Origin of the sequence: Kitasatospora sp. NBC_00240, assembly GCF_026342405.1 — a bacterium.
Taxonomy (GTDB): domain Bacteria; phylum Actinomycetota; class Actinomycetes; order Streptomycetales; family Streptomycetaceae; genus Kitasatospora.
In genome coordinates this window covers 8,040,842-8,066,263 of sequence record NZ_JAPEMU010000001.1, presented here as the reverse complement: position 1 = coordinate 8,066,263, position 25,422 = coordinate 8,040,842, and the positions used below count along the sequence as shown (strand labels likewise).

The following is a 25,422-nucleotide window of genomic DNA, read 5'->3' as shown; positions in this document are numbered from 1 at the left end:
GCGCGGGTCAGTGCGGCCCCGGTCGGCGCGGCGACGGTCCCTGGTCGTCGAGGCCGGGCGGCAGGCCGAACGCCGCGAAGACCTGCGGATCCTGGAACACCGAGTTCCGGCTGATGCCCTCGGCGGTGACGGTGAAGACCTGGAGCGTGTGCAGCCGGTACCCGCCACCGATGCCCGTGTAGGCGGCGAAACCGGGCTGGCCGTTGGCCGTGACCGCCCGCAGGAGCCAGTCCGTACCGAGTCTCCCGAAGACCCACTCCATGAACAGGCCGTAGTTGGCGCGGCCGCTGAACCAGTTGAGCATCGGCGGCATCTCCATGACCACGTCCTCGGTGAGCAGCCGCTTCAGACCCTCGACGTCGGCGTGCTCGAAAGCCTTCATGTAGCGATCGACCCAGGCCCGCTGCTCGGCCGCGGACGGCTCGCCGAGACCTTCCTGCCGGACCCCGGCCGCCTTCACCCTGGCCCGTGCCCGCTGCAGGGAGCTGTTCACCGACACGGCGGTGGTACCGAGGATCTCGGCCGCCTCGGACGCGGAGAAGCCGAGCACGTCACGCAGGATCAGCGCACCGCGCTGACGCGCCGACAGGTGCTGAAGGGCGGCGGCGAACGCCAGGCGCAGGCTGCTCCGGTCGATCGCGAGCCCGGCCGGATCGCCCGCCTCCAGCAGCGAGTCCGGCAGGGGCTGGAGCCAGGCGGCGTGCTCGCCCTGGACGAACGGCGCGAGCGGATCGGACGCAGCGACCAGCCCCGACGGAAGCGGTCGGCGGCCGCGGGCCTCCAGGGCGGTCAGGCAGACGTTCGTCGCGATCCGGTAGAGCCAGGTGCGCATGGAGCTGCGAGCGGCGTCGTACCGCTCCCGCGCCCGCCACGCCCTCAGGTACGTCTCCTGGACCAGGTCCTCGGCGTCGTGGACCGAGCCGAGCATCCGGTAGCAGTACGCCAGCAGCTCCGTCCGGAACGGTTCGACCAGGCGATCGAAGCCTTCTTCTGCCGCCGTCACGCCGTGCCCCTTCTCCGCTCCTGCCCGGGCCACCCTATCCGGGGCCGGTGACACCCGAGGCGGATTGCCGACGGGGCGAACACCTCGCACCGTTGGACCTCGACGGGATACTGGGGCCGGCGGCGGGCGTGGGCGGGCCCGAGCACCGGCGGGCGGGTGCGAGCAGGCCCGAGCGCGGACGGGCGGGCAGGTGTGCGCGGACGTGGCCCGGCGCCGATGACGGACGGGGCGGGTGCGGGCGGGCGAGGCCGCGAAAAACCGGGTGAGGGCCGGGCGGCCCGCTCGTAGACTGGGTGCCATGAGCCGACGACATTGATCCTCCGCCGGATCCCCCGCCGAGGATCCGGGGGGAAGTGGCTGCCGAGGGCCGCCGGGTGCGACGTGCGACCGCCGCCCGCCCGTCCCCCTCCGCAGAGGAACGTCCATGCCCTTCCCCGCCGTCCGCCTGTCCCCACGGGCCGCCCGGCCCGCCCGGCCCGTCCGCGAGGTACGCCGCCTTGAGCGCGCCCTGCTGTGCTACGCCGGGTTCGAGGACTTCGTCCTGCTGTACCCCGTCTACGCGCTGCTCTTCGCCGACCACGGCCTGAGCACCGCCGAGATCTCCGTCCTGTTCGGCATCTGGTCGCTCACCGGCGTGCTCCTCGAAGTACCGTCCGGGGTCTGGGCCGACGTGGTCTCCCGGCGGCTGCTGCTGGTGGCCGGTCCGCTGCTGTCGGCGGCCGGCTTCGGCCTCTGGGTCGCCTTCCCGTCCTTCCCGGTGTTCGCCGCGGGCTTCGTCCTCTGGGGCGCGGGTAGCGCGCTGCGCTCCGGCGCGCTGGAGGCGCTGGTCTACGAGGAGCTGGCGAGCCACGGCGCCTGCTCCCGCTACCCCCGCCTGATGGGCCGGGCCCGCGCGGTCGGCACGGCCTGCACGGCCACCGCCGGCGCGCTCGCCGCTCCGGTCTTCACGCTGGCCGGCTACTCCGGCCTGGGCGCGGCCAGCGTCGCCGCCTGCCTGCTCTGCGCCTTCGCCGCCACCCGGCTCCCCGAGCACCGGCAGGCCGCGGCCGACCCCGCCCCGGCCGACCGTCCGCCGGCCTGCCCCGCCCCGGCGGACAGCACCCCGGCCTGCCCCGCCCCGGCGGACAACGCCCCGGCCTGCCCCGCCCCGGCGGACAACGCCCCGGCCGACGAAGCCGCCGACCTCGCCGGATCCGCCCGCGGCTACCTGGGCACCCTCCGGGACGGCCTCGCCGAGGCGCACGGGAGCCCCGCCGTACGGAACGCCCTGCTGCTGGCCGTGGCGGTCACCACGGTCTGGGGCTCACTGGACGAGTACGTACCGCTGCTGGCCGCCGAGGCCGGTGCCACGACCGCGGAGGTACCGCTGCTCACCCTCCTGGTATGGGCCGGCGTGACGGCCGGCGGCCTGCTGGCCGGGACGGCCGGACGGCTCTCCGGGCGCTCGCTGGGCGCCGCGGTGGCCCTGGCGTCCGGGGCGCTCGCGGCGGGCGCGCTGTGGGGGATCCCCGGCGGATTCGTGCTGCTGGGGCTGGCCTTCGCGGTCTTCCAGGCCGCCGACGTGGTCACCGACGCCCGGCTGCAGGACGCGGTCACCGGCCCGAGTCGCGCCACCGTGACGTCGTTGGGCGGCCTCGGCACCGGCCTGACCACCCTGCTGGTGTACGCCGCCTACGGCGCGGCCTCCGGCCGCACCTCGCACGCCACGCTGTTCGCCCTGTCGGCCGTCCCCTACCTGGTGATCGCGGCGGCGATGGCCCGGCGGCGCGGCCCGGCCGTGTTCGCAGGCACCCGGCCGGGTGTCGGCGGCCCCACCGCGTCCGATCCCGAACCGGACCTGCCCGCACGGGACTCCGGGCCGGTGACGACCGCCGACGCCTGAGCCTGCCGCCGGCCACCGGGGCGTGTTGCCCAAGGCAGGCGGCCGTCCGTTCCCGGAGGCCCCGGGGGCGGACGGCCGCTTCGCGGAGCACCCGGGAGGCCGGGGCCCCGGCCTCGGACGGGCCCGGCTTCTCCGGCTTTGCCACCGCTTGACGCCAACTCATGTGTTTCAACTAATATCGGTGGTCAGGGCATTGATGTCCTGGTCGGTCGAGCTGGATTCCTTGCCGACACCAAGAGTTCATGTCCTGGCGACGTAGCGGTCACGGAGTACTCCGGATCCGGCGTTAATCTCCGACCGATCACCCGTGATCCGGCCGCAGCGCCGGTCACATGCCCCTGACCGAAAGGCCCGCGGAGCCGATGGCACCCCGACTCTCCGTCGTCGTCCCGATCTACAACGTCGAGCGCTACCTGGAGGAGTGCCTCGACTCGATCGCGGCCCAGACCTTCGACGCGTTCGAGTGCGTGATGGTCGACGACGGCTCGACCGACGGCAGCGCGGTCATCGCCAAGGCGTACGCCGACGCGGACCCCCGGTTCCGGCTGGTCCAGCAGAAGAACAAGGGCCTCGGCGCGGCTCGCAACACCGGTCTGCGGCACCTCGGCGGGAGCACCGAGTACCTGGCCTTCATGGACAGTGACGACACGCTGCCGCCCGGCGCCTACGCGTTGATGGTCGGCACCCTGGACGAGACCGGGTCGGACTTCGCCGCCGGCAACGCCCTGCGCTTCCGGACCGCCGAGCACTACCAGTCCCACGCGCACCGCAAGCCGTTCCGCGAGACCCGGCTGAAGAGCCATGTCACCGAGATCCCGTCGCTGGTCACCGACCGCACCGCCTGGAACAAGGTCTACCGGCGCAGCTTCTTCGACACCGCCGGCATCCTCTACCCCGAGGGCATTCTCTACGAGGACGCCCCGGTCAGCGTGCCGCACCACTTCCTGGCCGGCAGCGTGGACGTGCTCTCCGAGCCGATCTACCACTGGCGGGTGCGCGACGCGGGCGACATGTCCATCACGCAGATGAAGACCGACCCCAAGGGCCTGATCGACCGCGTCCGATCGATCGAGCTGGTCCGTGAGTGGCTGCTCGCCCAGCCGGAGCCCAAGTTCCGTGAGTACCTGCGCTCGTACGACCGGAACACCCTGGTCGAGGAGCTCCCGATGTTCTTCTGGTCGGTGCCGGACGGCGACCGGGGGTACCGCGAGGCCTACCAGCAGCACGTCAGCCGGCTGCTGCGGACGATCGGCGTCGAGCAGATCAACGCGCTGGGTGCCCCGCTGCGGGTCAAGTACCGCCTGACGCTGGCGAACCGGATGAGCGAGTTCGTCACCCTGCAGCGCATGCACCGGCTGTACCGGCGCCGCGCGCAGCTGCTGCGGGTGGGCCGCACACCCGCCCCGAGCGCCTGAGCCCGCTCCCGACCCGGCCCGACCGCTTCACCGGACGCCCGGCGCGGTCGGCCCGTCGGTGGTGAGCGTGTAGTACCAGCCAGGACGCCAGGCGGGCGGAACGACCGCCAGATCCTCCGGCCGCGCCCCGGCGAGCAGGCAGTCCAGGGCCCACCGGTTCGCCGAGTGGGCGATCACCAGGACGCGGGCGCCGTCCCTCCCGGCGGCCAGGTCCCGCAGGAAGTCGGCGGTGGCGATGAGCACTTGGCGGTAGCTCTGCCCGCCGCCGGGGAACGGCTCGTCCAGGTGCCGGGCCCGCCGCGCGGCGACCCGGGCGGCCGGGCCGCCGTCCAGTTCGCCGTAGTGGCACTCGCGCAGCCGGACGTCCTGGTGGACGGGCGGCCGGCCGTCGGGAAAGGCGAGGCGGGCGGTCTCGACCGCCCGACGCAGGTCGGAGACGAACACCGCCGCGAAGCCGCCGTCGCGCCGTCGCTCGCCCAGCTCCACCGCCTGGCGGCGGCCCATCGGCGAGAGCCGGCCCGGTAGCCAGCCGGTGGCGATGCCCGCCTCGTTGTCGGTGGTGGTCGCGTGGGTCTCGTAGACGATCTCCACCGCCATCGGGACTCCCCCTCAAGGTCGGCGGGCGGCGGCGTGCCGCCCCGGGCTGCTACTCAACGGCGCGGCCGGGGTCAGGGCGAGGGAATGCCCGGCAGGCCCGTGCCGAGCCCGTCCAGGGCGTGCGAGCAGACGCAGTCACGGGTGACCGGCAGCCCCTCCAGGGCCTTGAACAGGACGGTGCGCAGCCGGTCGACGTTGCGGGCGAAGACGGCCAGCACCTCGCCGTGGGTGACTCCCTCGCCGCTCCCCACACCCGCGTCCAGGTCGGTCACCAGGGCCAAGGACGTGTAGCAGAGGCCGAGTTCGCGGGCGAGGACGGCCTCCGGGTGCCCGGTCATGCCGACCACCGACCAGCCGTTGGCGGTGAACCAGCGGGATTCGGCGCGGGTGGAGAAGCGCGGGCCCTCGATCACCACCAGGGTGCCGCTGTCCACGGGCTCCCAGGCGACGTCCCGGGCGGCGGCGAGAGCGGTGCGACGGCCGTCCGGGCAGTACGGGTCGGCCATCGACACGTGCACGACCTCGGGGACGGTGCCGTCGGGCAGCGGCCGGCCGTCGTAGTAGGTCTGCACCCGCCCGGAGGTGCGGTCCACGAACTGGTCGGGGACGAGCAGCGTGCCAGGCCCGTACTCGGGGCGCAGCCCGCCGACCGCGCAGGGGGCGAGCATCTGCCGTACGCCGAGTGACTGCAGGGCCCACAGGTTGGCGCGGTAGTTGATGCGGTGCGGCGGCAGCCGGTGGCCGCGGCCGTGGCGGGGCAGGAAGGCGACCCGCCGGCCGGCCGCCTCGCCGACGAACAGCGAGTCGCTGGGCGGCCCGTACGGGGTGTCGACGGCGATCTCGGTCACGTCGTCGAGCAGGGCGTACAGGCCGGAGCCGCCGATCACGCCGAGTTCCGCGCGCGCGGGGCCGGTGGTTCCTGGCATGGCGTCAGCCTTTCGGTCACGTCCGGGTGGCGGGGCCCGGCCGGGCTCCCGGGGGCGGTGGGCGCCCGTCGTCCACCCTAGGGCGGGGCGGGCCGGCACCGCGCCGGTCGCGGTCTTACGAATCGCGGACGGACGGGACCGGCGAGGCCGACGGAACGGCCGGGGCCGGGGCAGGCGGGACGGCGCGGGCAGCGCGGGCGACGCAGGCGGGACGGCCGAGACGAGCGGAGCGGGCGACGCAGGCGGGACGGCCGAGACCGGCAGGGTCGGCGGGACGGCGGGACAGACGGAACGGCCGGGGCAGGCGGGGCCCCCGCGCCGCCCCGGCCTGCCCGCCACCGGGCCGGTCAGTCGAGCTGCGGCGCGACCTTGTCGGCGATCAGCGCGAGGTGGTCCAGGTCCTGGAGGTCGAGGATCTGCAGGTAGCAGCGCTGGGATCCGGCCGCCGCGTAGCGGCCGATGCTCTCCACCACCTCGTCCGGCGTGCCGGCCAGGCCGTGCGCCTTCAGCTCAGCGACGTCGCGACCGATCGCGGCGGCCCGCCGGGCCACCTCGGCGTCGTCCTTGCCGACGCAGGCCACCAGGAGGTTGGAGTACACCAGGTCGTCGCCGCGGCGCCCGGCCTGCTCCACGGCGGTGCGGACCCGGCCGAACTGCTCCCGGCTCTCGCCGGTCGAGACGAAGGGCAGGTTGAACTCGTCGGCGTACCGGGCGGCCAGCGCGGGCGTACGGTGCAGGCCCTTGCCGCCGATCAGGACGGGGATCCGGTCCTGGACGGGCTTGGGCAGCGCCGGGGAGTCCGACAGCTGGTAGTACGTGCCCGCGAAGTCGAAGGTGTCGCCGAGCTTGGTCTCCCAGAGCCCGGTGACGATGGCGAGCTGCTCCTCCAGCCGCCCGAACCGCTCCTTCGGGAAGGGGATGCCGTACGCGGCGTGCTCCTCGGCGTACCAGCCGGCCCCGAGGCCGAGCTCGACCCGGCCGTTGCTCATCGCGTCCACCTGGGCGACCTGGAGGGCCAGCACGCCGGGCAGCCGGAAGGTCGCCGCCGTCATCAGGGTGCCGAGCCGGATGGTGCTGGTCTCGCGGGCGAGCCCGGCCAGCGTGATCCAGGCGTCGGTGGGGCCGGGCAGGCCGTCCACGTCGCCCATCTTGAGGTAGTGGTCGGAGCGGAAGAAGGCGCTGAAGACGCCCAGCTCCTCGGTCGTCCGGGCGATGCGCAGCAGCGTGTCGTAGGAGGCGCCCTGCTGGGGTTCGGTGAAGATGCGGAGATCCATGGCACCCATTCTTGTACAGATCGTAGCGATGGCGAAGCGGACCCGGCCGATCCGGACGAATTCTCGCGCCCCCGTCGCGGCCCCCGTGGCGACCCGCGCCCGGCCTGTGACCGGCCTGTGACCGGCCCGGGCCCCCACCCGCACCCCGGCCCGCCCCGGCCGGGCGTACGCCCCCGGCGGGTGGCCAAGGTCTCACCTTCCGATCGCCGGGGCCCGCCGTGCCGGGCCCTCCGCTCGCCTACCCTCGACGGGTGATCGCCTTTCCCGACGAAGCAGCCGGCTGCCCCCTCACCGGCATCGTGGCTTCCTACACCCCGCGCCTGGCCGCGTTCGCCGCCGAGCCGGGCTTCGTCGCGGCCGTCGACCAGCACGCCGCCGAGATCCGCGAACGCCTGTTCGCCCAAGGCCCGGAGCTGGTGCTCCGACCGCTGCGGCGCGCGGAACTCACCGACTACGCGCTCGGCTTCCTCGACGCCCTGGCCGAGGTCGGCTGGGACCAGCCGGTCGGGTACGACTACGCGGTCGACCGGCTGACGGCGATCTGCTGGCTGGTGCACCAGAACGGGCTGCTCGACGCCTGAGGCGGGCGCGCACGGACCGGCGCACGCCCCGTACCCTCCCCCGGTCGGCCGATCGGCCGGAAACCGGCTGCCGCGACCGGGCCGACGCGTACAGTGGCGGTTCACGAAGCGATCGACGGCGGGAACGGTCAGGGTGAACACGCAGGTGTGCAAGGGCGGGGTGGCGGGCCACCAGGCATTGGTGTGGCGGGTCCTGCCGGAGCAGCCGTCGGCGGCGGTCCTGGTACTGCACGGCGGACAGGAGCACAGCCTCGCCAAGCCCGGCCCGCTGAACCTGCCGGGCCTGCGGATGCAGGGCTTCATCCGGGCGATCAAGCGTGAGACGGCCGCGGCGGACGTCGCGATCGGCGTGGTGCGCTACCGGCACCGGGGCTGGAACGGCGCGCAGGCGGACGCCGCCCGGGACACCGCGGCCGCCCTCAACGACCTCGCCGAGGAACTCGGCCATGTGCCGACCGTGCTGGTCGGGCACTCGATGGGCGGCCGGGCGGCGCTCCGTTCGGCCGGCCACCCCAATGTCACCGGCGTCGTGGCGCTGGCCCCCTGGTGCCCGCAGGACGATCCTTGCGCGCAGCTCGAGGGCCGGGACGTGGTGCTGCTGCACGGCGACCGCGACCGGGTCACCAAGCCCGGCGACACCCGGCTGCTGGCCGCCCGGGCCCGGGCCGCGGGCGCCCAGGTCTGCGGCTACACGGTGACCGGCAGCGGCCACACCCTGCTGAAGCGCGCCGGCGACTGGCACCGGGCCACCGCCCGGCTCACCGCGGGCCTGCTCGGTCTGCGCGACCTGCCCGCCGAGGCGGCCGCCGCTCTGGCCCTGAACGGCGCGGCGCCCGGCGGGCTCGACCTTCCGCTGCTGCCGCTCCCCCGTACCGAGCAGGGAACCCGCCCCCGCCCGCCGGTCCGCACGGAGAGCTGACCCGCGCAGGCCGAGCGGCGGACACCGGACGCCGCGGTCGGACACGTAGGAAGACGCCCCGGGCCGGCCGATGAGACATCGGCCGGCCCGGGGCGTCGGACGGTCAGACCAGGTCGAACCGGTCGAGGTTCATGACCTTGTCCCACGCGGCGACGAAGTCCTTGACGAACTTCTCCTTCGCGTCGTCGCTCGCGTAGACCTCCGCGACGGCGCGCAGCTCCGAGTTCGACCCGAAGACCAGGTCGGCGCGGCTGCCGGTCCACCTGACCTCGCCGGTCGCGGCGTCGCGGCCCTCGAAGGTGTTCTCGTCCCCGGACGCCGCCGTCCACGTGGTGCCCAGGTCGAGCAGGTTGACGAAGAAGTCGTTGGTCAGCGAGCCGGGGGCGGTGGTGAGGACACCGAGCGGCGACTGCTGGTGGTTGGCGCCCAGCACGCGCAGCCCGCCGACCAGGACGGTCAGCTCGGGGGCGCTCAGGTTGAGCAGGTTCGCCCGGTCGATCAGCAGGTACTCGGCCGGCAGCCGGTTGCCCTTGCCGTGGTAGTTGCGGAACCCGTCGGCGGCCGGCTCCAGAGCGGCGAACGACTCCACGTCGGTCTGCTCCTGCGACGCGTCGACGCGGCCCGGCGTGAAGGGTACGACGACGTCGAAGCCGGCGTCCTTGGCGGCCTTCTCGACCGCGGCCGCCCCGGCGATCACGATCAGGTCGGCGAGCGAGACCTGGGTGCCGTCGGTGCGGGCGGCGTTGAAGGACTCCTGGATGCTCTCCAGGCGGCTCAGCACCGTCGCCAGCTGGTCCGGGTCGTTGGCGTCCCACCCGATCTGCGGCTGGAGGCGGATGCGCGCGCCGTTGGCGCCGCCGCGCTTGTCGCTGCCGCGGAAGGAGGAGGCCGAGGCCCAGGCGGTGGAGACCAGCTGGGACACCGACAGGCCCGAGGCGAGGACCTGCTCCTTGAGCGCGGCGACGGCGGCGGCACCGATCAGCCCGTGGGTGACCGCGGGGAGCGGGTCCTGCCACAGCAGCGTCTCGGACGGGACCTCCGGGCCGAGGTAGCGCACGACCGGGCCCATGTCGCGGTGGGTCAGCTTGAACCAGGCGCGGGCGAAGGCGTCCGCGAACGCGGCCGGGTCCTCGTGGAAGCGACGCGAGATCCGCTCGTAGGCCGGGTCGATCCGGAGCGAGAGGTCGGTCGTCAGCATCGTCGGGGCGTGGCTCTTGGTCGCGTCGTGGGCGTCGGGCACGGTGCCGGCACCGGCGCCGTCCTTCGGCCGCCACTGGTTGGCGCCGGCGGGGCTCTGGAAGAGCTCCCACTCGTAGCCGAACAGGATGTCGAAGAAGGTGTTGTCCCAGGTGATCGGGGTGTTGGTCCAGATGCCCTCAAGGCCGCTGGTGATGGTGTCGCCGCCCTTGCCGGTGCCGAAGGAGTTCTTCCACCCCAGGCCCTGCTGCTCGATCGACGCGGCCTCGGGGTCGGCGCCGACGCTCTCCGCCGGGCCCGCGCCGTGGGTCTTGCCGAAGGTGTGGCCGCCCGCGATCAGCGCGACGGTCTCCTCGTCGTTCATCGCCATCCGGCGGAAGGTCTCCCGGATGTCGCGGGCCGCGGCGAGCGGGTCCGGGGTGCCGTTGGGGCCCTCGGGGTTGACGTAGATGAGGCCCATCTGGACGGCGCCGAGGGGGCTCTCCAGCTCCCGGTCACCGGTGTAGCGCTCGTCGCCGAGCCAGGTGGTCTCGGGGCCCCAGTAGACGTCCTCGTCGGGCTCCCAGACGTCCGCGCGGCCGCCGCCGAAGCCGAAGGTGTCGAAGCCCATCGTCTCCAGGGCGACGTTGCCGGCCAGGATCATCAGGTCGGCCCAGGAGAGGGTCCGGCCGTACTTCTTCTTGACCGGCCAGAGCAGGCGGCGGGCCTTGTCCAGGTTGCCGTTGTCCGGCCAGCTGTTGAGGGGGGCGAAGCGCTGCTGTCCGGCTCCGGCGCCGCCGCGGCCGTCGCTGATCCGGTAGGTGCCGGCACTGTGCCAGGCCATCCGGATCATGAACGGGCCGTAGTGGCCGAAGTCGGCCGGCCACCAGTCCTGCGAGGTGGTCAGCACCTCGGCGATGTCCTGCTTCACGGCGGGGAGGTCGAGGCTCTTGAATGCCTCGGCGTAGTCGAACTCCTCACCGAGCGGGTTGGCCACCGCGGGGTTCTTCGCAAGGATCTTCAGGTTGAGCCGCTCCGGCCACCACTGACGGTTGCCACCGCCCTGGGTCGGGTGCGGGGCTCGGCCGTGCGCGACCGGGCAGCCACCTCCCGTCTCCGTCTTGGCGTCTACGACGATCGCGTCATGGTTCTCGGACATGGGAATTCCTCCGGAGCTGGCAAATGACGGTGCAGGGGAACTGAACGGCGGTGCTGGGGAACCGAACGGCGGTGCTGGGGACCGTGAGCGAGGGAAGAACCGGGGTCCGCGCCCCGGTGGCCGCCCCCGCCGTGCCGCTCGGGCCGGGCCTGGGCGCCGGCCGGTGCGGTACGGGGATCGAGCTGGTGGTGGTGAGCGGGCGGGTGCCGCGTCCGGGGCGGCGGCGGACGGGACCGGCGCAACCGCGCGGCCCGGGGCCGATCGTCCTGGGAGCGCGCCGGCCGGGACCGGGAGTCCCCGGGCAGGGGTGGTCACCCTCCCGGGTCGCGTCGGGCCGGCCGGCGCGGGCACCGGCCCTGCGCAGGCCCGGACCGCGTGGCTTCCCGGCGGTGGCCGTCACACCCTGCCTCCTGCCGTAACCGGGGTCGTTCCACCCTCTTGGCTGTCACCAGAACCGATCCTACGATGGACAGGTTCTAAGTCAAGAAGAACATCAGCCTCCTGCCGGATCCGTACCGAAAGCCCACTGATAAAATCCAGCCATCCCATGACCCCGAATAGGCGGACCAATATGAGCGACCTGCTGGAGCGACTGCGAGGACGCGGCTGGCGGATGACTTCCCAGCGGCGGGTCGTTGCGGAGGTCCTCGACGGTGACCACGTGCACTTCACCGCCGACGAGGTGCACACCCGCGCGGCGCAGCGGCTGCCCGAGATCTCCCGGGCGACCGTCTACAACACCCTCGGCGAACTCGTCGCACTCGGCGAGGTCATAGAGGTCGCCACCGACGGCCGGGCGAAGCGCTACGACCCCAACGCGCACCACCCGCACCAGCACCTGGTGTGCTCCGGCTGCGGCACCGTCCGCGACGTCCACCCGGCCCGCGACCCGCTGGCGGACCTCCCGGCGGAGGAGCGGTTCGGCTTCACGGTCTCCCGGGCCGAGGTCACCTACCGGGGGCTCTGCCCGTCCTGCGTCTGACGCACCGACGAGGGTGCCGCCCGACGAGGTGCCGCCCGGCGAAGGTGCGCCCGGTGAAGGTGCCGCCCGGTGAAGGCGCCGCCCGACAACGGGCGGGCCGCCGGCCGGCCCGACGGCTTCCGGACGAAGCCGGCACGACCGTGTCCCGCAGGGTGGCGAAACCCCTGCGGGACACGGTCGTGCCGTCGGCCGCGATCAGCCGACGGCGGCCCCCCGGACGAAGCCGGCGAAGCGGTCGGCGAACTCGGCGCTGACGTAGAGCTTCCCGTCGTTCTGGACGAACAGGTGGAGGTACTTCTCCAGCCAGTCCGTGAAGATCTTGCCCTTCCGGTGGGCCTCGAAGGCCTGGCGGTCGGTCCAGGCGCCGAGGAAGATCACCTCGTTCGGGGTGGGCGGCGGCAGGGAGCCCGTCACGTCGGCGGTGTGCAGGCAGTACATGAGGGTGTCGGGTTCGCCGTCCCGCACCTGCTGCACCAGGTCCGTGAGCGCGGCCACGGCCTCCTGCTCCCGGCCGGGGACGTACCACCACTTCGTCACGATGGAGATCACCGGCCCCGCCCTCCCCCGCCCTCGGCGCGCTGGACGAGTTTGTCCCGGTCCCCGCCGGGCGCCACGTAGGAGAAGCGGGGGCAGAGCGTGTGCCCGGGCTTCGCCGGGTTCGGGGTGCGCATCAGGGCGACGGCGGCGTTCCTCAGCGCGTACATGGCGTGGACGGCCAGGCGCAGCGTGGGCCGGTCCGGCTCGGTGTGGCCGTCGAGCGGGTCGACGACCTCGGTCGGCTCGCCCGCGAAGGCGCGGTAGATGTCGTCGACGAGCCGCGAGTACGCCAGGTCGAAGGCGTCCATGGCGAAGTCCTCGGGGCCGCCGGCCCAGTCGCCGTTGCGCGGGGTGAACAGGGCCGGCCGGACGGCGGAGTAGTCGACCAGCAGCATGGATCCCTCGGGGGTCTCGTCGGCCAGCTGGTGGGTGCGGAAGCGGCGGCCGGTCTGCAGTTCGCGAAAGCGCGCGTAGTGGGAGTACATCTGCCAGCCGGAGCCGAGCCGGTCCTCGTCGGTGACGGTCTTGGCCGGCCGGTGCAGGTACTCCTCGGGGAGCCCCTCGCCCTGGTCGACGATCTTCAGAACGGCCGCTCGCGCGGAGGCGCGGTCCGCGACCTCGATGACGTGGCCGGCGCCGCCGTAGTAGTCGCTGTCGGGGATCTGCCGGACGGGCCGGAAGACGGCGTCCGGGCAGATCGCGGGATCCCCCAGGGCCGTGTCGACGGCGTCGTAGAACTCGCCGATGGTACGGAAGCCGCCCGGGCTGGCGGGGATGCCGGCCAGGGTGGCGGCGCCGTGCAGGGGGTGCTCGATCCGGACGAAGCTGTCCACGGCGGCCGGCGTGAGCGGGAGCAGTTCGAGGGTGCCGATGCCGGAGATCAGCGGGCTGTCCAGGGGGAAGGCGGGGATCGGGCTGAGATGGGCGCGGCCCTGGAACTCGACCGGCTCGGGGCTCGGCACCTCCCCGATGGCGTTGAGGACGTTGGCCGCGAGGGTCATGTGGAGCATCTCCTCCATGACCACGCTGCGGATGGTCTGCGCCGCGTCGGTGTTGGCACCGTCCTCGATGGAGTAGAGGGCGGTCAGGTAGACCGGGACGGTGCTGAGCTCCAGGCCGACGGCCAGCTGGAGGGCGGCCCTCAGGTCCTTGAGGGTGGAGATCCTGGTCGGCTCGGTCATGCGTCCGTCCCCTTCAGCTGCTCGGCGATCCGGTCGCCGGTCCGGATGGCCAGCGCGGTCATGGTGAGCGTCGGGTTGGAGGTGCCCAGGGTGGGCATGCTGCCGCAGCCGACGATGTAGAGGTTCGGCAGGTCGTGGCTGCGCTGGTGGCTGTCGACCACCGAAGTGGCCGGGTCCTCGCCCATCCGGTGGGTGCCGACGACGTGTCCCGCGCCCCGCACCCAGTACGTCACGCCCTCGTACGTCACCGCCGACGGGTCGTTCGGGTCGTAGTGGGTGTAGTCGCCGGGCCGGTACTCCGGGCGGCGGACCTTGTCGGCGATGCCGAGCTGGGCGAACAGCTGCCGGCTCGCCTCCGCCGCCCAGGGCAGTGAGGCGCGCATGTACGGCGAGAGGTCGTAGTGGATGACGGGTCGGTGGTTGCCGAGCGAATCCTTCCAGCGGTCGTCGATGGTGACCCGGTTGGTCGGCTCGGGATCCTGCTCCAGCTCCCAGGCGATCCGGAACTGGCGGGGCAGGATCTCGCCGAGCCGCTTGCGCAGCTCCTTGCCGTAGAGCTTGACCTGCCCGCTCTCCCCGCCGCCGACCAGATCCTGGACGGTGTCGTAGGGGGCGTTCTCCGGGAAGTTCCAGCCCCAGTTGCCGATCTCGACGCGGAAGGCGGTGCGCTCCGAACGGAAGGAGCCGTCCCGGAAGGCGGGGATGCCGGAGGTGGAGCCGGGGCCGCGGAAGGCACCGACGCTGTCCTCGAACATGCCCCAGGTGAGCAGCAGCGGATGGTCCATCAGGTTGCGGCCGACCTGGTCGCTGTTGTTGGCGGCGCCGGAGGCGAGCAGCAGGGTGGCGTTCTCGACGGCGTTGGCCGCCAGGACGTAGCGGTCCGCGGTGACCGTCGTCTCCACGGGCGCGCTGCCGTCGTCGAAGTACGTCGTGAAGGTGAGCCCGGTGACCGTCCCGGTCCTCCCCGGCTGCTGGGTGTGGCGGACCCGGGAGACCACGCACTGGCTGCGGACGGCGAACCTGGCCTTCCGGGGAGCGCCCTCCTCCGGCTCCCGGTCGGGGTACTTGACGATCAGTTCGTACAGCGTCTTCAGGGCGTTGTACTTGGCCTGGACGGGGCAGATCGGGATGCAGCTGGAGTTGCCCTCGCAGCGCTGGCCGTGGTCGGCGTTGCCGACCGCGCCGACCACCTGGTAGCCCTTGGCTGGCTGGGAGTTGCGCCCGACCGGGGTGTTGCTGATCTTGATCGGGAAGGCGTGCTCGACGCCGTTCCGGTCGGTCAGCCCGACCACGAGGCCGGCGGACTTCTTGGCGAGGTACCGGTCGAGGTAGCTGCTGGGGATCCGCTCCATCGGGAAGTGGTAGACCCCGTCGGGGAACCGGTTCCGGTCGGCGCTGCGGAAGTACGCCTCCGGGTCGCCGCCGATGCCGGGGTAGACCTGGTCCTCGACGTTCGCGGAGACGCCGATGATGTCCCATTCGGCCCGCTCGTAGTAGGGCTTGAGGTCCTCGTAGCCGAGCGGCCAGTCCCTGCCGCGGCCGTACTCCGTCTTCATCCGGAAGTCGTTGGGGAGCATCCGCAGGCAGGTGCCGAGCCAGTGCAGCGTGGTGCCGCCCAGCGAGCGGGTGTAGTCGCTGCCGAACGGGAGCGGGCCCATCTGGACGAAGTACCCGTTGTCGCTGGGCACCCTGGTCGTCCCGTCCGGGCCCATGACCGGGCGGCCGATGTCCAGCACGTCCGGCTGCGGCGCAGAACCGCTGGCGGGGTAGGGCGCGTTGGGGACTTTGGCCACCGTCCCCTGGTACGCCTCCACATAGCTGTCGTACTTGTCGGCGCTCATCGCGGTGGCCCGGCCGGCCTCCAGGACGAGGATCCGCGGGTGCCGGGGCGGTACCTGGGCGGCGGCCTGCTCGATGACGGTCTTGGCGACGGTGGCCGCGGAGATGCCGCCGCCGACGATGACGATGTCGTAGTCGTTGGTGCTCATGGCGCTTCCTCGGGCTCAGCGGACGGGCAGGTACGGCGGCTCGGCCCAGGAGCCGAAGCCGGGCTGTTTGGCGCCCATGGGGTGGGCCCCGGCGGCGGTCCAGACCAGGCCTTCGCGGTAGGCCTGGGGGGAGACGACGTGCTCGACGTCGTCGGCGGTCGATCCGTTGACGTCGCGGTAGCCGCCGGACAGCGGGTACCAGCTGCCGAGGTACCAGAGTTTGATCAGGTTGACGACGACCGGTGCGTAGCGCCGGTTCTCGATGACCCGCGTCCTCAGTGCGTCGCCGTCGGGGTCCTCGCGGTCGGCGGCGAGCGCCTCGGCGGCGGCCTGGAACAGGTGTCCGGCCTCGCGTTCGCCGATGATCTGCAGCAGCGTGGTGTAGTACGTCTCGATCAGGCCGGTGCCGGCCAGCTCGGCCCGGTCGAAGCCGGTCAGGGCCACCGAGAAGTCGGTGAAGATCTGTTGCGGGCTGGGGGTGGGGGTGCCGTTGGTCATGGGTCGCTCCCGGGACTGCGATCAGAGGAGGGTGCGGTTGAGGGGGCTCAGGTCCAGCGGGCGGCGGAGGTCCGGCTCGAAGGGCGAGTCGACCGCCTGCTGGAAGCGGAAGAACCCGGTGGGGTCGGCGGCCGCCTTGACGGCCTTCAGCCGGGCCAGGTTGTCGCCGTAGTAGGCGACCGCCCAGTCCTTCTGCAACGGGTCGATGTAGTTGACGTAGGCGCCGTGGAAGTCGGCGCTGAGCGCCTCGCCGAAGTCGAAGGCCCATTCCACGTTGGAGCGGATGCCGGCCGGGTCGTCCCAGATGGCCTTGAGCTCGAAGACGTAGCGCTTGTCGCGGTGCGGGTAGGGCCCGTGGTTGTCGCCGTCCGGGTGGCCGACCTTGCCGCCGCCGTGCGTCCACACGACGAAGCTGTCGGGCGAGGGGGCGCGTCCCATGGCGTCCTGGACGGCCTCGATCATGTCGCCGCGCCAGCCGTCGTCGCCGATCACGCCGGAGCGGATGTAGGCCTGGCGGTCGCCGACCAGGGTGGATCGGCCGATGGTGGCCTCCAGGGTCGGCAGCGGCATCGAGTAGAGGCTCACGTCGAAGGGCTTCAGCCTCAGCATGGGCTGCAGCAGGTCGACGCCGTCGGCGTACTCCCCGTTGAAGACCGGGGTGATCCGGAAGGTGGGGATCTTCCGGGTCGGCTCGGCCGGGTCCGGGTCGCGGCCGACGTAGCCGTAGGCGGCCATCGCCTCGGGGACGCCCCCGGCCCAGGCGTCGTAGGCGGCGATCACCTCCTCGGCGCGCTCCAGCGGATAGGACAGCCCGCCGCCCAGCACGGTCGCGGCGGCGGGTGTGTGCAGTTGGAGGGTCATCTCGACGGCGACGCCGAAGTTGCCGCCACCGCCGCCTCGGCAGGCCCAGAAGAGGTCCCGGTCGGCCTCGTCGGGCGCGTCGGCGGTCAGGGTGCGCAGGCGGCCGGCGGCGTCGACGAGCTTGATCGCGGTGACGCTGTCGCTGCCCAGTCCGTACGAGCGGGAGACGAAGCTGTAGCCGCCGCCCTGGAGGAATCCGGGCAGCCCGACCGTGAGGCAGCCGCCGCCGACCGGGATCAGCGGGGTGGCCTCGCGGGAGACGTACCCGTACACGTCGGCCCAGGTGGCACCCATCTGAACGCTCAGCCGCCTGCTGTCCCGGTCCAGCGCGACGGCCTTCATCAGCCCGAGGTCCAGCACGACGCCGCCCCGGTTGAGGCAGTACCCGGCGGCGCTGTGGCCGCCGCCGCGTACGGTCATCGGCAGTTCGAGCTCCCGGGCGAACGCGATGGTCCGGGCGACGTCGGCGACCGAGTTGGCGCGCACCACGTAGGCCGGGGGCGTCCGGGTACGGCCGTTGTCGATCTCGATCACGCCGGCGTAGTCGGGGCTTCCCGGCTCGCAGACGTATCCGCTGAGGCTCCGGGCGAGGGCGTCGACGGCCCGGTGGTGGTGGCTCACGCGCCGGCCGCCTTCCCGGCCGGCGGCTCGACCACGCCGCCGAACCGCTGCAGGGCGCTCAGGCTCGGCACGAAGAAGTACTCGCCGCCGCGCATGGTCACCCACTGGCCGACCCGCTTCGGGAAGAAGGGGTCGGTGGCCGCCGGCGGACTCTGCGAGAAGTCCAGCTGGTTGTGCGAGCCGTACGCCTTGGGCCAGGGCTGCTCGACCGCGTCGCCCCGCGGGTCCGCGAAGGGCAGCCGGCCGATCACCGCGTCCAGGCCGGTACCGGGGGTGAGGAAGTCCTCGAAGTTCGCCCAGAGCGCCTGGATGAACTCGAACTGGTCCGGGATGCTGCTCTGCGCGCACAGGAACAGCAGCCCCACCCTGTCCTCGGGCCCGGGATCCAGGGTCACCGGGCCGAAGCTGATGCCCCGGCGGGCGATCCGCTGGGTCCGTTCCTGGGTGAGCGGCGTCGCGAACTGGCGCTGCTTGTCGCCGCGCGGGTTGACCTTGCGGACGTGGGACGCGAAGGGACAGCGCACCGCGTCGACGTCGCCGTCGTAGGTGAAGTTGTTCGGCAGCGAGGCCAGCCCCGGCACCTGCTGGTCCACCACCGGGGTCCCGTCCTGGAACCGGCCGACCATGTAGGCCCCGGCCAGGGCGATGTCGGCGGCCGTGGGCTCCTGCGCCTTGGGGTCGGCCTGCTGGGCGATCTCCAGCGCCAGGGCCTTCTCGTCGTCGCGGAAGCCCGGTACGTCCTGCTCCAGCTTGCGGTACACGAAGTACGAGCCGTAGCCGTCCACCCCGCCCGCCGGGTCCTTGACCAGCACCTGGTCCAGCGGGGCACTCGGGTCGTACCTGTCGATGCCGCCGTTGACCGTCCTCGCCTGCTCGATGTCCCGGGCGAAGAAGAGCGGCTGGCTCACCCCGTCCGCGAACCCGAAGTGCTCGTGCACCACCCCGGTCGGGCTCGGGCTGCCGTGGGCGTCGAAGCGCATGGCGGTGCCGGTCTCCTCGAACACCGTGGCGCCGATCGCCGTGAGCCGCTGCCTCAGCTCCGCCACGAGGGGGTCGATCCGCTTGACCGGATCGTCGTCGGCGACCACGACGAGGGCGTGCAGGGTGCCCTGGAAGGCGGGCTCCCAGGCGGTCACCGGCGGGTCGTTGAGGATCGCCGCCCGGTCCTTGGCCCCGAGGGCGAAGGACGGGTCGTCCGGCGTGAGGTCCGCGCCGAGCCGCAGATCCCGGTACGCCGCGGCCGAGACCATCACGCCGACGAAGACCGTGCTGGCGGACAGGACCATGGCCGTCCGGTCGGCCGCCGTGATCGCGCCGTTGCGGCTGATGGTCCGCAGCGTCTCCCGGTAGCTGTTCGCCTCCTCGTACTGCGTCAGGGCCGAGGTGACGTGCCCGGGTCGGACCAGCGAGGCCAGCCATTGCCTGGCCTGGTGCCGGTCGTCGGGGCTCCCGGTGGCGAAGGTGATGAAGAGGTGGCGGCTGTGGTCGCGGCCGTGGCTCTTGAGGATGTTGCCCTGCAGGTCGCCCAGGGCGGCCCGGACGGCCTCCTGGGTGTTGCGGGTCGGCGGGACGGTCGGCTGGTCGGGATCGATCGCGGTCTGCTTCAGGTCGATTGCCATGCCCCCACCATGGAGCCGAGCGTCCACGAACGAAGCATGGCGACACGCGTCCGGACGACCCCGGGAGGAGGCGGGAGAAGGGGTTCGACGTGCGTCTTTGTTCGGATACGGACGGATTGGAAGACCTGACGGAACACCATCCGTCCGGCCCAGTCGGGACGCCGAGGCAGGGGCACCTCGGGGATGCGGGCGCAGCCCCGCGCCACCGCCCCGCGGAGAGCGACGCCGACGAGGAGTCCGCGAGAAGCCCGCGAGCAGCGGGCCCTTAGGATCACGCTCTCCCAGGGGCGGGCCGCGCATCGGCGCCCGCCGGGCCACCGTCCGACCCGGCCGATCGGACCACATTTGGATGATCTTGCAGGTCAGGGCCGCGACCTGAGGTCCCGCACGGATCCGGGGCGGCCCACCGCCGGACGGGCCCGCCCGCACCGCGCGGACATGCGGGGCGACATGATGCCTTGACAGGTCCGGGGAGAGCCACCGAAACTGCGGGAGAGCGCTCTCTCAGGGAGCCACCGCAGCCTCGGCCACCCCGCGACGACCGGTCGGCACACACGTGCCGCGCTCACCCACCGCCGACCCGCCGTACGGCGGGTGCCCGTCGACGCCCACTCCGCCGCGCGACCGGCACCGGCACCCGCACGCCCCCACCCCCTGTGCGGGGCCCGCGGCACGCGCCCCCACCCGAGCCGCGGGTCCTGCGTCACCTCCGCCGTCAGGAGTCCTCGTGCGTCGTCAGAAACCGCGATCCGCCCTCGCAGGGCCACTCGCCGCCCTGCTGGTGGCCGGTGCCCTCGCCACCTTCGGCGGCCCGGTGGCGCGGGCCGCCGACCAGCCGTGGACCAACGCGGCCCAGACTCCCGAGCAGCGGGCCGACGAACTGCTCACCGCGATGACCCAGGCCGAGAAACTCACGATGCTGCACGGCGGCCCGTCCTGCGGCTACGCGGGCTGCATCCCGGCCAACACCCGGCTCGGCATCCCCGCACTGCACTTCCAGGACGGCCCGGTGGGCGCCGGCGACGGCCTGACCGGCGTGACGCAGCTGGCGGCCCCGGTGGCCGGTGCGGCCAGCTGGGATCCGGCGCTGATGCGCGAGTACGGGCAGGTGCTCGGCGGCGAGCAGTGGGGCAAGGGCACCAACGTCGTGCTCGCGCCGACGGTCAACATCGTCCGCGACCCGCGCTGGGGCCGGGCCTTCGAGTCCTTCGGCGAAGACCCGTACCTGGCCGGGCAGATCGGCGCGGCCGACATCGCGGGCATCCAGAGCCAGGGCCCGATGGCGCAGGTGAAGCACTTCGCGGTCTACAACCAGGAGACCAACCGCAACAGCATCGCCGACAACGCCGTGATCTCCGACCGGGCGGAGCGCGAGATCTACCTGCCGGCGTTCGAGGCCGCGGTCAAGCAGGGCGTCGACTCCGCGATGTGCTCGTACTCGGCCGTCAACGGCGCCTTCGCCTGCGAGAACGGCCCGCTCCAGAACGGCGTCCTCAAGGGCGACCTCGGCTTCAAGGGCTTCGTCACCGCGGACTGGGGAGCCACCCACTCCACCGTCGCCTCCGCCGACAACGGCCTCGACGTGGAGATGCCGGGCAGCGACTACTACGGCACCGCACTGACCAACGCGGTCAACTCCGGCCAGGTGTCGCAGGCGACGATCGACGACCACACCCGGCGGGTGCTGGTGTCGATGTTCCGCCGCGGGCTCTTCGACCGCGCCCAGAGCGGCAACCGGGACGCCGTCGTCACCTCCGCCGCGAACGCCGCCGTCTCGCAGAAGGTCGCGCAGGAGGGCAGCGTCCTGCTGAAGAACAGCGCCTCGGTGCTGCCGGTGGCTCCGTCGGTCCGCTCGATCGCGGTGATCGGCGACGACGCCGGGGCCGGTGTGATGACCCAGGGCGGGGGCAGCGCCAACGTCAACGCCCCGCACGTCGTGACGCCCTTCCAGGGCATCAAGTCCCGGGCGGGCGCGGGTACGACGGTCACCTTCGCGCAGGGCGTGCCGTCCGCGGACGGCTCCCTGCCGCCGGTGCCGACCTCCGCGCTCAAGCCGTCCACGGGCACCGGCACCGGCCTTTACGGCGAGTACCACAACAGCACCGACCTGTCGGGCGCCGTGGTGGCGAGCCGGGTCGACGCGGCCGTCGACACCGCGTGGGGCGGGCAGTCACCCGCCGACGGGGTCAACGCCACCAACTGGTCGGTCAAGTGGACCGGCACGCTGACCCCGCCGACCACCGGCAGCTACCAGTTCTCGCTCAACAGCGACGACGGCAGCCGCCTGATCGTGGGCGGCCAGCAGGTCATCAACAACTGGTACAACCAGGGCCCGACGACCCGCACCGGCAGCATCACGCTGACCGCCGGGCAGCCCGTCAGCATCGAGGTGGACTACTACCAGGCCGGCGGGGGCAGCAGCGCCTCCCTCGGCTGGCAGGTCCCCGGTCAGAGCGCCCACGACCAGGCCGTGACGGCCGCCCGCGCCTCCGAGCTCGCCCTGGTCTTCGTCAGCGACTTCCAGTCCGAGGGCTCCGACCTGCGCGACATCGACCTGTCGGCGGAGCAGAACCGGCTCGTCGCCGACGTCGCCGCCGCCAACCCGCGCACCGTCGTGGTCGTCAACAGCGGCTCCGCGGTCACCATGCCGTGGGCCGGCGCGGTGCAGGGCATCGTCGCCAACTGGTACCCGGGGCAGGAGGCCGGCAGCGCGATCGCCTCGCTGCTCTACGGCGACGTCAACTTCTCCGGCAAGCTGCCCGTCACCTTCCCCAAGTCGCTCGCGGACGTGCCCGCCTCGACCACCGCGCAGTGGCCCGGGCAGAACGGCAGCGTGCAGTACTCGGAGGGCGTGAACGTCGGGTACCGCTGGTACGACGCGAAGAACAAGGAGCCGCTCTACCCCTTCGGGTACGGCCTCTCGTACACCACCTTCGGCTACTCCGGCCTCACCGTCTCCGCCCCCGACGCCGCCGGCAACGTCGCCGTCGGGTTCGACGTCAGCAACACCGGCACCCGGGCCGGCGCCGAGGTCGCCCAGGTCTACGTCGGCCAGCCGGCCACCGCCGGTGAACCGCCGAAGAACCTGCGGGGCTTCCAGAAGGTCGCCCTCGACCCCGGGCAGACCAAGCACGTCGCGCTCACCCTCGACGCCCGCAGCTTCCAGTACTGGGCAGGCTCCTGGACGACGGCCGCCGGCGCCCACACCGTCTCGGTCGGCTCCTCCTCCCGGGACATCCGCCTGACCGGCCGGACCACCGTCACCACCGGTGGCGGAACGGGCGGCGGGCTGACCCAGCTGCCGCGGACGGGCTGGTCGGCGTCGGCGTCCTCGACGGGCGGCGCTGACGTCCCGGCCAACATGCTGGACGGGAACGCGGGTTCGCGCTGGTCCTCGGGCGCACCGATGGCTCCGGGGCAGTCCGTGACGGTGGACACCGGTGCGGTGCGGTCGCTGGCCCGGATCACCATGGACTCCGGTGGCAGCGCCAACGACTACGCCCGGGGCTACCAGGTCCTCCTGTCCACGGACGGCGTCTCGTGGGGATCGGCCGTGGCGTCCGGCAACGGCACCGGCGCCGTGGTGACGGTCGACTTCCCCGCACAGAACGCCCGCTACGTGAAGGTCGTGCAGACCGGCACCGCCACCTCCTGGTGGTCGATCACCGAGTTCAACGCGTACACCAACGGCGGTGGTTCGGGTGGCGGCGGGTCGACGGTGCTGCCGCGGACGGGCTGGTCGGCGTCGGCGTCCTCGACGGGCGGCGCTGACGTCCCGGCCAACATGCTGGACGGGAACGCGGGTTCGCGCTGGTCCTCGGGCGCACCGATGGCTCCGGGGCAGTCCGTGACGGTGGACACCGGTGCGGTGCGGTCGCTGGCCCGGATCACCATGGACTCCGGTGGCAGCGCCAACGACTACGCCCGGGGCTACCAGGTCCTCCTGTCCACGGACGGCGTCTCGTGGGGATCGGCCGTGGCGTCCGGCAACGGCACCGGCGCCGTGGTGACGGTCGACTTCCCCGCACAGAACGCCCGCTACGTGAAGGTCGTGCAGACCGGCACCGCCGCCTCCTGGTGGTCGATCACCGAGTTCACCGCCTACGGGTGACACGCACCGGGGCCGCCGCAGCGCCTGCGGCGGCCCCGGGTCGCGCCGGCCGTCGGCCGCCGCGACGGTGCCGTGCCCGCGCGGTGGACCGACAGCCCGACCCGGGCTCCCCGCCGATCCGGCCTCGCGGGCAGCGCGCCTACGCGAGTGCCGGGGCGATCGGTTCTACTGTGCGCCGTATGGGAGAACCCCCGAACCCGACCCGCCTGGAACGCGTCCTCGGTGTCCAGCTCGCCGAGGACGCGGTGCGGCAGTGGCCGCAGAGCGGCGAACTCGTCCGCGGCCGGGCGCGCATCGCCGAGGTGGAGTCGCACTTCGTCGGCCTACGGCTCGCGGTGGGGAGCCGGCACACCTGCGGCGACACCGTCGTCGTCGAGTGGAGCACCGACTACGGCGACGGCCGGGTGTACCGGAACGTCTCGATCGCCGAGCTGAACGACGGGCAGGCGGTCCGGGTGACCGACTACTGGGGCGAGCCGTTCACCCCGCCCGCCTGGCGGCAGCCACTGACCGAGCGCCTGGAGATGCCCCCGGGCGGCAGGTGGCCGGCCGCCGGCGCCCTCGCGCAGGACTGAGCCGGCACCTTCCCTTCGGCAGGTCCGGCCGTCACCGGGCCCCGGCTCCCCGGACCCCCGGCCCCCTGATGCGCTCCCCGGCGGTCCGGCCGTCACCGGGCCGCTCCCCGGCATCGACCGAGCCGGTGCCCCGGGCCGCCGTCCCGAACCGCCGACGAGGCCGTCCCGGCCGCCCGGCGAGGGCACGACGCAGCGGCACGAAGACCGACGATCGGCCGTCACAGGCCCGCTGCGTCCGTACGAGTGAATCTGCCCCTGCGGGACGTTTGCCACTGTCTATGATCTTTTTCTGTGACGGACACTCAGAGCACAAGAGCATTACGTGACAAGGCCGACGTGGTCATCCTCGGCGCCGGGCCCGCCGGACTGGTGCTCGGGAACCTGCTGCAGACGAACGGGGTCGACTGCGTCGTCCTGGAGCGCGCCACCCGCGCACAGGTCCAGTCCCGCTCGCGGGCCGGCTTCCTCGCCGCGAACACCGTACGGATCCTGGAGCGGCACGGCCTGGCCGGAGGCCTCCACCGGCGCGGCCGGCAGCACTCGACCTGCGAGTTCCGCACCGAGGACGGCCGCTTCCGCCTCGACTACGGCAGCCTCGGCCGGGGGGAGCCACACACCGTCTACCCGCAGCACGAACTGGTGACGGACCTGCTGACGCGATACCTGGACACCGGCGGCCGCGTGCGTTTCGGCACCGAGGCGCTCACCGTCCGGGACGCGGACGGCGCCCGCCCGACCGTCACCGTGCGGGAGGCCGACGGCAGCACCGGCAGCTGGCAGGGCAGGTACGTCGCCGGCTGCGACGGCCGGCACGGCGCCGCCCGGCGCTCGCTCCCGCCCGGCGCGGTCCGCCGCCATCACCTCGACCACGGCGTCTCCTGGCTCGGCCTGCTCGCCCAGGCGCCGCCGAGCCTGGACGCGGTGGGTTACGCCGTGCACCCCCGCGGCTTCGCCGGGCACATGGCACGCACGCCCGAGATCACGCGCTACTACCTGCAGTGCGAGCGCGGCACCTCACCCGACGCATGGTCCGAGGACCGGATCTGGGACGAGCTGTCGCTGCGGATGCGGGCCGCGGACTACGGCCCGCTGCGCCGCGGCCCGGTCCTCGAACGTGCCGTGGTGAACCTCGAGTCCGACGTGCTCGAACCCCTGCGGCACGGCTCGCTCTTCCTCGCGGGCGACGCCGCGAGCCTGCTCAGCCCGTCCGCGGCCAAGGGCGCGAACCTCGCGGTGCTGGAGGCCGAGATCCTCGCGCTCGCCCTGATCGACGACCTCGGCCACGGCAACCCCGACGGGCTCGCACGCTACTCGGCGCAGTGCCTGGAGCACATCTGGCGCGCGCAGGAGTTCTCCCGGTGGATGGTCCGGCTGCTGCACCGCGCCCCCGGCCCGGACGGCGGGTCGACGTTCGAGGACTCCCTGCGCCGCTCCCGCCTCGCGTCGCTGAGCACCTCGCGCAGCTCCCAGGACTGGTTCGCCGAACACTACGTCGGCGTCTGAGATCCGCTTTCGTC

Annotated in this window: 19 protein-coding genes; 8 read left to right on the top strand and 11 right to left on the bottom strand. The window is 73.0% G+C overall.

Annotated features, from left to right (window positions below; all coding sequences use genetic code 11):
* Nucleotides 1-7: 7 nt before the first annotated feature.
* Nucleotides 8-1,003: a sigma-70 family RNA polymerase sigma factor gene (locus tag OG689_RS34600; protein ID WP_266324942.1), complete on the bottom strand. Its 996-nt coding sequence runs from the start codon at nucleotides 1,001-1,003 to the stop codon at nucleotides 8-10.
* 424 nt (nucleotides 1,004-1,427) lie between these two features.
* Here OG689_RS34600 and OG689_RS34595 point away from each other — a divergent pair, with 424 nt between their 5' ends.
* Both OG689_RS34595 and OG689_RS34590 read left to right on the top strand, forming a co-directional pair.
* Complete coding sequence (locus OG689_RS34595) at nucleotides 1,428-2,885, top strand: MFS transporter (protein WP_266324940.1); 1,458 nt, start codon at nucleotides 1,428-1,430, stop codon at nucleotides 2,883-2,885.
* A gap of 362 nt (nucleotides 2,886-3,247) precedes the next feature.
* Nucleotides 3,248-4,300 (top strand): glycosyltransferase family 2 protein, encoded by a 1,053-nt coding sequence (locus OG689_RS34590; RefSeq protein ID WP_266324938.1) that lies wholly within the window; start codon nucleotides 3,248-3,250, stop codon nucleotides 4,298-4,300.
* A 27-nt stretch (nucleotides 4,301-4,327) separates the two neighbouring features.
* Here OG689_RS34590 and OG689_RS34585 read toward each other — a convergent pair whose 3' ends face one another.
* The 3 genes from OG689_RS34585 to OG689_RS34575 form a co-directional block, all read right to left on the bottom strand.
* Nucleotides 4,328-4,897, bottom strand: a complete 570-nt coding sequence (locus tag OG689_RS34585; protein WP_266324936.1) for a histidine phosphatase family protein — start codon at nucleotides 4,895-4,897, stop codon at nucleotides 4,328-4,330.
* A 71-nt stretch (nucleotides 4,898-4,968) separates the two neighbouring features.
* On the bottom strand, nucleotides 4,969-5,823 hold the full coding sequence (locus OG689_RS34580; RefSeq protein WP_266324934.1) for an S-methyl-5'-thioadenosine phosphorylase: 855 nt from the start codon (nucleotides 5,821-5,823) through the stop codon (nucleotides 4,969-4,971).
* A 347-nt stretch (nucleotides 5,824-6,170) separates the two neighbouring features.
* Nucleotides 6,171-7,097: an LLM class F420-dependent oxidoreductase gene (locus OG689_RS34575; RefSeq protein ID WP_266324932.1), complete on the bottom strand. Its 927-nt coding sequence runs from the start codon at nucleotides 7,095-7,097 to the stop codon at nucleotides 6,171-6,173.
* A 251-nt stretch (nucleotides 7,098-7,348) separates the two neighbouring features.
* Here OG689_RS34575 and OG689_RS34570 point away from each other — a divergent pair, with 251 nt between their 5' ends.
* Together OG689_RS34570 and OG689_RS34565 are read left to right on the top strand one after the other, a co-directional pair.
* The gene (locus tag OG689_RS34570) at nucleotides 7,349-7,678 is read left to right on the top strand and encodes a DUF6401 family natural product biosynthesis protein (RefSeq protein WP_266324930.1); all 330 of its coding nucleotides are present in this window, start codon (nucleotides 7,349-7,351) and stop codon (nucleotides 7,676-7,678) included.
* A gap of 160 nt (nucleotides 7,679-7,838) precedes the next feature.
* Nucleotides 7,839-8,597 carry an alpha/beta hydrolase gene (locus OG689_RS34565; RefSeq protein ID WP_266327647.1) on the top strand — a complete coding sequence of 253 codons (759 nt, stop codon included), beginning with the start codon at nucleotides 7,839-7,841 and terminating at the stop codon, nucleotides 8,595-8,597.
* A 103-nt stretch (nucleotides 8,598-8,700) separates the two neighbouring features.
* On the opposite strand, the gene katG is transcribed toward OG689_RS34565, so the two are convergent.
* The gene (gene katG / locus OG689_RS34560; protein ID WP_266324928.1) at nucleotides 8,701-10,932 is read right to left on the bottom strand and encodes a catalase/peroxidase HPI; all 2,232 of its coding nucleotides are present in this window, start codon (nucleotides 10,930-10,932) and stop codon (nucleotides 8,701-8,703) included.
* A gap of 571 nt (nucleotides 10,933-11,503) precedes the next feature.
* Between katG and OG689_RS34555 the strand changes: the two genes are divergently transcribed.
* Nucleotides 11,504-11,914: a Fur family transcriptional regulator gene (locus OG689_RS34555; protein WP_266324926.1), complete on the top strand. Its 411-nt coding sequence runs from the start codon at nucleotides 11,504-11,506 to the stop codon at nucleotides 11,912-11,914.
* 195 nt (nucleotides 11,915-12,109) lie between these two features.
* Here OG689_RS34555 and OG689_RS34550 read toward each other — a convergent pair whose 3' ends face one another.
* The 6 genes from OG689_RS34550 to OG689_RS34525 are packed head-to-tail and all read right to left on the bottom strand — an operon-like array spanning nucleotide 12,110 to nucleotide 19,219.
* Entirely contained in the window at nucleotides 12,110-12,463 is a 354-nt protein-coding gene (locus OG689_RS34550; RefSeq protein WP_266324924.1) for an antibiotic biosynthesis monooxygenase, read from the bottom strand.
* Complete coding sequence (locus tag OG689_RS34545; protein WP_266324922.1) at nucleotides 12,460-13,632, bottom strand: ferritin-like protein; 1,173 nt, start codon at nucleotides 13,630-13,632, stop codon at nucleotides 12,460-12,462. The genes OG689_RS34550 and OG689_RS34545 overlap by 4 nt, the downstream gene beginning before the upstream one ends.
* A complete protein-coding gene (locus tag OG689_RS34540) occupies nucleotides 13,629-15,620 on the bottom strand; it encodes a GMC family oxidoreductase (protein WP_266324920.1) in 1,992 nt (663 codons plus the stop codon). Before OG689_RS34540 ends, OG689_RS34545 begins: the two co-directional genes overlap by 4 nt.
* Before the next feature lie 15 nt (nucleotides 15,621-15,635).
* Complete coding sequence (locus OG689_RS34535; RefSeq protein WP_266324918.1) at nucleotides 15,636-16,118, bottom strand: hypothetical protein; 483 nt, start codon at nucleotides 16,116-16,118, stop codon at nucleotides 15,636-15,638.
* Nucleotides 16,119-16,139: 21 nt separating this feature from the next.
* Complete coding sequence (locus OG689_RS34530) at nucleotides 16,140-17,600, bottom strand: FAD-binding oxidoreductase (RefSeq protein ID WP_266324916.1); 1,461 nt, start codon at nucleotides 17,598-17,600, stop codon at nucleotides 16,140-16,142.
* Nucleotides 17,597-19,219: a hypothetical protein gene (locus OG689_RS34525; RefSeq protein ID WP_266324914.1), complete on the bottom strand. Its 1,623-nt coding sequence runs from the start codon at nucleotides 19,217-19,219 to the stop codon at nucleotides 17,597-17,599. Before OG689_RS34525 ends, OG689_RS34530 begins: the two co-directional genes overlap by 4 nt.
* Before the next feature lie 727 nt (nucleotides 19,220-19,946).
* On the opposite strand from OG689_RS34525, the gene OG689_RS34520 reads away from it, so the two are divergent.
* From OG689_RS34520 to OG689_RS34510, 3 genes are all read left to right on the top strand, one after another.
* Nucleotides 19,947-23,330 carry a beta-glucosidase gene (locus tag OG689_RS34520; RefSeq protein ID WP_266324912.1) on the top strand — a complete coding sequence of 1,128 codons (3,384 nt, stop codon included), beginning with the start codon at nucleotides 19,947-19,949 and terminating at the stop codon, nucleotides 23,328-23,330.
* 179 nt (nucleotides 23,331-23,509) lie between these two features.
* Nucleotides 23,510-23,905: a nuclear transport factor 2 family protein gene (locus tag OG689_RS34515; protein WP_266324910.1), complete on the top strand. Its 396-nt coding sequence runs from the start codon at nucleotides 23,510-23,512 to the stop codon at nucleotides 23,903-23,905.
* Between the two features lie 291 nt (nucleotides 23,906-24,196).
* Nucleotides 24,197-25,408, top strand: coding sequence for a 4-hydroxybenzoate 3-monooxygenase (locus tag OG689_RS34510; RefSeq protein ID WP_266324908.1), 1,212 nt, complete (start codon nucleotides 24,197-24,199; stop codon nucleotides 25,406-25,408).
* The last annotated feature ends 14 nt before the right edge of the window (nucleotides 25,409-25,422 follow it).